Annotated in this window: 7 protein-coding genes and 1 pseudogene; all 8 read right to left on the bottom strand. The window is 51.4% G+C overall.

What is annotated here, in order from left to right:
* The coding region (locus tag B3D59_RS00620) for a sigma-54-dependent transcriptional regulator (RefSeq protein ID WP_286817147.1) at positions 1 to 543 on the bottom strand (543 nt) is incomplete at its 3' end.
* Entirely contained in the window at positions 521 to 1,999 is a 1,479-nt protein-coding gene (locus B3D59_RS00615; protein WP_286817146.1) for a sensor histidine kinase, read from the bottom strand. The genes B3D59_RS00620 and B3D59_RS00615, both read right to left, overlap by 23 nt.
* Before the next feature lie 25 nt (positions 2,000 to 2,024).
* The gene (locus tag B3D59_RS00610) at positions 2,025 to 2,465 is read right to left on the bottom strand and encodes a sigma-54-dependent transcriptional regulator (RefSeq protein ID WP_286817145.1); all 441 of its coding nucleotides are present in this window, start codon (positions 2,463 to 2,465) and stop codon (positions 2,025 to 2,027) included.
* Between the two features lie 42 nt (positions 2,466 to 2,507).
* Positions 2,508 to 3,689 carry a hybrid sensor histidine kinase/response regulator gene (locus B3D59_RS00605; RefSeq protein WP_286817144.1) on the bottom strand — a complete coding sequence of 394 codons (1,182 nt, stop codon included), beginning with the start codon at positions 3,687 to 3,689 and terminating at the stop codon, positions 2,508 to 2,510.
* Between the two features lie 7 nt (positions 3,690 to 3,696).
* Positions 3,697 to 5,272, bottom strand: a pseudogene (locus tag B3D59_RS00600) (DASS family sodium-coupled anion symporter).
* Complete coding sequence (locus tag B3D59_RS00595; protein ID WP_286817143.1) at positions 5,269 to 5,679, bottom strand: response regulator; 411 nt, start codon at positions 5,677 to 5,679, stop codon at positions 5,269 to 5,271. Before B3D59_RS00595 ends, B3D59_RS00600 begins: the two are co-directional and overlap by 4 nt.
* A 10-nt stretch (positions 5,680 to 5,689) precedes the next feature.
* Positions 5,690 to 6,112 (bottom strand): response regulator, encoded by a 423-nt coding sequence (locus B3D59_RS00590; protein ID WP_277000929.1) that lies wholly within the window; start codon positions 6,110 to 6,112, stop codon positions 5,690 to 5,692.
* 29 nt (positions 6,113 to 6,141) lie between these two features.
* The coding region (locus tag B3D59_RS00585) for a sensor histidine kinase (protein WP_286817142.1) at positions 6,142 to 6,745 on the bottom strand (604 nt) is incomplete at its 5' end.

Genomic DNA, 6,745 nt, shown 5'->3' with positions numbered 1-6,745 from the left:
GGCGCGCGCCAGCAGTTCCTTGCCGGTGCCCGATTCTCCCTGGATCAGCACCGTGGCATCGGTCTGGGCCACACGTCCGATGGTTTTGTACACTTTTTGCATACCGGGACTTTGTCCCACAATGGCGTCCGGGGAATAGGTCGAGGGTTCGGCACCCACATGCACCGGGGTTCGCATACAATATCCTGCATCAATGGCCTGGGTGATCAGGTTGAGCATCTCAGGGATGTCAAAGGGTTTGAGCAGATAGTCAAAGGCGCCTGCCTTGGTGGCTTCAATGGCTGTGTCCGTGGTGCCGAATGCCGTGACAATGATGGTCGGCAGGGTGCCGTCAATTTTTTTTATCTCTTTGAAGGTTTCAAGCCCGTTCATGCCCGGCAGGCGGACATCCAGAATCACCAGATCCAGAGGCGTTGTGTTAACGATCTCAACACCGGCTTCTCCGGAAGCCGCAGACACCACGTCATAGTTCTCTTCGGTGAGAAGTTTGGAAAAACTGATTCTCAGCTGGTCGTCGTCGTCAATGATCAGAATTTTTGCCATGGAGATCCTCCCTTGCAGGCAGCGTAATGGTGAAACAGGCCCCCTGGCCCTCCTGGCTGTCCAGCACCAGGCAGCCGCCATGTTCACTGATAATATTAAAACAGATGCTCAATCCCAGTCCGGTGCCCTCGTCCTTGGTGGTGAAAAACGGGTTGAAGATTTCGCCCTGAATGGTTGCGGGAATACCGGGGCCGGTATCCTGGATTCTTATGACCGCCGTGTCCCTGTCCGAGTTGACATTGTCCATGGTTTCGGTGATGGTGATCCGGCCTCCTTTTTCCATGGCTTCGCAGGCATTGATGATGATATTGGCCAGGACCTCTTTGAACTGGCCAGCATCCAGCATCACGTCGTCCAAAGGCTTGCTGCGTACCAGCCGGACGGTTACACCGTAGGATTTGAGCCGTTGTTCCAGCAGGCGCAGGGTATTGTCCACCACCTGGGACGGGCTTTGTGCCTTCATGGTCAATTTGGGGGGCCTGGAAAATTCCAGGAAATTTTCCAGGATTTTATTAATCTGGCCGATCTCCGTTGAAATCACACTGATATTTTCATGCTGGTCCTGGGATAGTTTGGTTGACCGACCCAGGGAAAACAGCCGCATTTTAATTGAGGTCAATGGATTTCTGATGGAATGGGCCGTGCCTGCGGCCAGTTGTCCCACCAGGGCCATTTTTTCCGACTGCATTAGAGATTCCCGACTTCGCACAAGTTCGGCATGGGTCTGTTCCGCATTTTCAATCAAGCCGTGGACACTGCTTTTCAATGCTGCCAGCTCGTTGCCGGAGACCCGGCCATCGCCCATTTGATCCGCTTCCGCCGCCAGTTTGCGGATGGGTCCCAGAATGTGGCGGGTGAAAATATAATTGATCAAAAGGCTGAGCAACACCACGGTGACAATGGCCAGAAGACCGATATAGCGTAAATTCCTGGCATCGGAGTGACTCTCTTCCACGGTAAGGTCTATGGCTTTTTTATGTGCGGTTTTAAATTTTTCACATAGCTCATAAATTTTGAAGAAATTGCTCCTGACTTCCCGGTGAAGGGCGGCCCCGGCCCCCGGTTCTCCCTTTTGATACAACGTCACCACCCGATCCTTGGTCGCAATATATGTCTTGTACACGGATTCAATTCCGGCCAGCGCCTCTTTTTCCCAGTCTTTTGTGACCAGGGGCTTGGCTAAGGCCAGCTGGCTTTCAAAATCCAGTTTGAAGTCAGCCAGCTGCCTGAGCCATTCGGGATTTTTATCCAGAAGATAATAGGACAGATACCCTTTCTGCTTGAGCAAAGAGGTCTCAAGGGACTCGGCGGCCTGATACATGGGAATATGCCTTTCAACAATACCGGTGAACAGGTCTTCTGTTTTATAGGTATACCAGATCATGGCAATGGCTCCCATGACCGTTATTCCTAAAAGTACGGCATTGGCAAGATATACCCGTTGTTTCAGGCTCATCAACAGCATCTCCTTATTTTATAAACTATATTTCCCCGGTACGCCGCAGAAGCAGTTTGGCTTCGGCCTTGCGGATGCGTTCTTCCTGTTCGTCCTTGTGCTTCCAGGCATTGGCCAGTTTTTTACTGATATCCTCAAAATCGGCCGGTTTCATGAGGTAATCAAAGGCCCCTTCCTTCAAGCCTTCCACTGCCGTTTCCGTAGACCCGTGCCCGGTGAGCATGATGACTTCCACCAGAGGATGAGCCGCTTTGATTTTTTTCAAGGTCTCTATGCCGTCCATGCCGGGCATGCGGATATCCAGGATTACCACGTCGATCGCAGTTTTTTTAAGCAGATCAAGGGCTTCTTGTCCTGAATAGGCGATAGACACCTTTTCCCCCTGCCGCGTCAGGCGCAGGGAAAACATCTCTACAAAATCTTTTTCATCATCAACGATCAAGATTTTTACCGGTATTTTTATCATGGGTTTTTCTCCTTAAAAATTTATGAAAGAACTTGTAATTGTCTATTCGGAATGCCATTCAGGCAGACAGATCGAAAAGGTGGCGCCATGTCCGGGCTCTGATTCCACATGGATGCTGCCTGAAAGTCCGGTCATTATCTTGTGTGCCACAAAGAGCCCAAGTCCGGTGCCGGACTCATTCTCCGACACATTGGGTTTGGTGGTGAAAAAAGGATCAAATATCTTTGCCATATTTTCCGGCGCAATGCCGCTGCCGTTATCCCGGACTTGGAGACAGACCGACTGATCTTTTCTGGTAAGGGAGAGCCTGATCTGTCCGCCGGTCTCCACGGCATCCACCGCGTTTTCCAAAAGATTGATCAATACCTGGCGTACCTGGAAAGGATCTGTGTACATCAGCATCGGCTCTTTCGGTGCAATATCCCATTGTACAGATACTTTTTTAGCCTGTGTTTTGTGTTTGATCAACACCACGGTATCCTCGGTGAGTTGGCGGATATCCACCGGGGTGAACTCATGGCCGTGCTTCCGGACGTAGCCCAGCAGCTGGTGTGTGATTCGTCTGGCCCTGTCCACGCTTTTCTCTATTTTGTCAAGTCCTTTGAAAAGCATCTCTTTTTCCGGAATCTGGCCTGCACCCTCTATCACCATGCGCATGAATCCCGCCGACTCCTTGATAATGGCCAAAGGATTATTGATTTCATGGGCAATGCCTGTGGACATGGTGCCGAGGGAGGCCAGGCGCTGGGTGTGGATCATGCGCTTTTCCAGACGCCGTCTGAAGATTTTATCCTGTTCGCGGGCCGCCTCCAGGCGTTTGAGTTCCCAGGCCTGGCGGATCTTGCCGGCCAGGTGATCGATATCAATGGGCTTGGAGAGGTAGTCAAAGGCACCTGCCTTGATCCCTTCCACCCCTTCGGTTATCCCGGCATTTCCGGTCAGAAAAATTACCTGCAGGCCCGGATGGTATTTGTTGATGGCCTTAAAGGTATCAATGCCGGACATACCGGGCATGTTCATATCCAGCACCACCACATCGGCTTCATTGGCGCCGAGGTATTCCAGGCAGGATTTCCCGTCCGGCGCCTGGCTGACAACCATATTGCGTCGCTCCAGACGCCTGGCAATGGCGTTGCGGAAGCTCTCTTCATCATCCACCAGCAGCACGCGGACAACCTTCCCCGTATCATTTTCAAGGGTATTGATTTCCATCAGGTTTAGCAAAAGCCTCCTATATTAAACCCAAAAATTTCCACCAGGTGCATACCACGCCTACCAGTAGGAGAAGCAGGATTGGTGTGGTCACAAGACCGAGCTTGGTCAGATCCGAGGACTTGAAGTATTTGTATGAATAGGCAATGGCATTGGGCGGACAGCCGATTACAAGAAGCATGGCAAAAGATGTCGCCATACCAAGGCACAGGGCCAGGATGGTCGGGTTGACCCCTTCAAGCTGAGCCATGGGAATAACAATGGGCAAGATTAAAGCGGCAGCCGCCACATTGGCCATGGCATTTGTAACCAGGGCTCCGAACACGCCCACACCCACAAAGAGCACCAGCCATCCTTTGCCTTCAATCAGCGGGAAGAACAGGTTGGCAAAGTAGTCTGCTGCACCGGAATAGCCCATGGCAAGGCCCAGGGAGATGCCGCCACCAAAGATAAACAGGGCTGTGCCCCACTCCAGGTTGTCGTTGATGTCCCGCCATTTTAAAACGCCGAACAGCACCAGGCCAGCCACGCCCACAGCCCCGGTGACGGAGTAGTCGAGGCCGTGGAGGCTCTTGGTGAGCCATGATATAAAGGCGGCACCAATAATAATCAGTGCTTTTTTCTCAACAGCAGTCATTGGTCCCAGATCCTCATCAAACGCCGGCAGCTTGAACTTGGGATCCGGCCGGTAGATCAGGTAGACAATGAATACAACGGCAGGCACACAGATGATGGCTGCCGGCATACAATATTTAATCCAGTCAAAAAAGGTGATCTCAATTCCGGTGAACTCCTTTAAAAATGCAGCGGCCACCATGCACCGGCCACCGCCTATTAGGGAGCCCATGCCGCCGCAGGAGCAGGCAAAGGGCAGGGAGAGCATCATGAATTTTGCCGTGTTGGTATGGGGCTCAATACCCACGGCACGCATCAGGGGCAGCATGGTGACAATACCGATGGCACAGGCGGCTGCATCGTGCATAAAAGCGGACGCAAGGCCTAGACCCACGGCAATGATAAAGGTGAATCGTGTTACGGAATCGCCTGCCTTCTTGACAATAAAATAACCCAAGCGTTTTGTCAGCCCGACTTTGTCCAGGGCAATGGCAAAGATCAGGCAGCACATGATGAAAATAACAACCGGATGCATGTAGGGCGCCCATGCCCCTTTTACATCGGTAAGGCCCAGAATGACAAGGGAGGCGCCGATAAGTACTGCAGTGATTTCAAGGGGAATGGGCTCCACCACAAACAGGATCACCAGCACCGCAAGCACGGCTAAAAACCGTTTGGCTTTGGGGGGGCATCCCGTCCACATAATCGACCTTAACTTCTGAAAGGCCCATTGCTTTGGCTTGCTCGGTGAGGTATTGTGCCCGGGCATGCTCAGTCCCAGGGGCCTTGGCCGTCAGAATAACGGGCTTGCCGGGTGCGGTCTGCTGGGTTGAAAAATATTGTGACACTGATTGACTTAACTGGTCTGCGCCGGTGCCGGAAAGTTTGAATTTTGTTCCTTCCGGCCTGGGCAGAATAAAGACGATTACACCGATCAACACTGCTACCGCCAGTTTGAATCCGTTTGATTTGAATATCATTGGTTTGTTTCTCCGTTCCTTTTGTTTTTGGCCTGCCGTGCCAGGCTGATTTTCTCCATTAATTCTTTAAGTTCGCAGGGTTTTGTCAGGTAATCAAAGGCGCCTATGGTCATACCCTCCTCTGCGGCAGTTCTTGAACCGTGTCCGGTCAGAATTATCACCGGCAGATCCGGGGCCATTTTCCTGACAACTTTCAACACCGCAATGCCGTCCATATCTTCCATTTTCAGATCCAGGACCATGACATCAAACCTGGCTTCACGAAGCGCCCGCAGGGCTTCAGCGCCGGAATATGCCTTGACGGCCTGAATGCCCCGACGGCCCAGCCGGTTGGTCAGCACATCCACGAATCCTTTCTCATCATCCACCAGAAGCAGCTGGGTATGGGGTGCGGGTATCTCTTTCATTTTGATTTTCCTAAACCATGCGGCCTGTGATTTCTTTGGCTCTGGCCTCCATGATCTTCTCTTCATGTTTGAATTTTTTGGTTGCTGCCTGTTCAATCTTGCGGATGAGATCTTCCAGATTACAGGGCTTCATCAGGTAGTCAAATGCGCCGCGTTTCATCCCTTCAATGGCATTTTCCACTGTGGCATGGCCCGTGAGCATGATGACCTCCACCAGCGGATTTTTGTTCTTAATGACCTCAAGTGTTTTAAGACCGTCCATGCCGGGCATCTTCACGTCAAGCACAATCACGTCCGTGTTGGCGTTTTCTGACAGATAGCTTATGGCTGACTCTCCGTCATAAACGGCGTCTGCGTTAACTTCTCGTTTTTCAAGCCGTTTAAGCAAGGTGTCCAGAAAGGCTTTCTCATCATCGACAAATAAAAGTTTCATCTGCAAAATCTCCCTAATTGGTTTAAAAGTTATTTATTGGCTGTCTGGTCGACATTTAGGGGCAACCGGATTAAAAAACAGGTGCCCTTGCCCACATGGCTTTCTACTTCAATGGTGCCGCCCATTTTCTGAATAATGCCGTAACAGATGGAAAGGCCTAGTCCTGTGCCTTTTCCCACGGCCTTGGTGGTAAAGAAGGGATCAAAAATCCGGCCCAGATATTGGGCCGGAATGCCTGGTCCGTTGTCGTCCACTTTAATTTCAATCATATTATTGTCCTGCTCATTGATGCCGGTTACAATCTCGACGTTGCCGCCGTCTTTACCCATGGCATCAATGGCGTTGTTGGTCAGGTTCAAGATGACCTGCTGCAGTTCAGAAGGGGAGAATCGGATACAGGGCAGGTCAGGATCAAGCCGGGTGGAGATGGTGACATTGTTATACCGGGCCATCTGGCCGGTGAGCGCAACAATTTCCCGGATGTTGTCATTGATGTCGATATCTGCCACAGTGGCATCACTTTTCCGGGCGAAACTTAACAATTTGTGGGTAATCTCTTTGCAGCGCCGTCCCTGGGTTGTAATCTGTGCAATGGCCCGGTTAAATTCATTTTTATTGTCCGGGGTCATCCCG

The sequence above is a fragment of the Desulfobacter sp. UBA2225 genome (genome assembly GCF_002348205.1).
Lineage (GTDB): Bacteria > Desulfobacterota > Desulfobacteria > Desulfobacterales > Desulfobacteraceae > Desulfobacter > Desulfobacter postgatei.
The sequence above is the reverse complement of the archived record's forward strand: the minus strand, read 5'-3'. Positions and strand labels throughout refer to the sequence as shown.